The organism is Mesorhizobium sp. M7A.F.Ca.CA.004.12.1.1 (assembly GCF_003997835.1).
GTDB lineage: Bacteria > Pseudomonadota > Alphaproteobacteria > Rhizobiales > Rhizobiaceae > Mesorhizobium.
The window spans coordinates 1-380 of sequence record NZ_RZRK01001508.1 but is presented as its reverse complement, the minus strand read 5'-3'; the positions used below and the strand labels follow the sequence as shown (position 1 = coordinate 380).

Below are 380 nucleotides of genomic sequence, written 5' to 3'. Positions count from 1 at the left end.
AAAGCTGGCGTTTGGCCGGATGCCAAAAAGTTTGCGAAGAGCTGGGCGCTGGAGCGGAGGTTCCAGCCGGATATGGATGGCTCTGTGCGCGCAGACAAGCTCGCTGGTTGGCGCGATGCTGTGCGCAGGACGCTGAGCGTGTCATAACCGTTGTCTGATGGGGCGAGGGGAATAATGAATCCAGACTGGTATCCTGCTTGGCGCGACGAGGCTATCGAACAACTGAATGCCAAGAATGACCGCTTGGAGAAAGACTTCCAGCTCGGCCACTGGTCTCGCTACGATTATGACATCGAGACCAGAAGACTTTTGTTTTCCAACGGTGAAGAAATCAAAGTGACCGCAGAGGTCCAGATTGCCGGCTCCACGAGCGCTAAGTC

The 380-nt window shown here is 55.5% G+C and carries 1 protein-coding gene; it reads left to right on the top strand.

Features of this window, described 5'->3' with window-relative positions:
• Nucleotides 1–174 precede the first annotated feature (174 nt).
• Nucleotides 175–380, top strand: a 206-nt coding sequence (locus tag EN984_RS37285; protein ID WP_348630254.1) for a DUF6882 domain-containing protein, incomplete at its 3' end; no start/stop codon positions are given.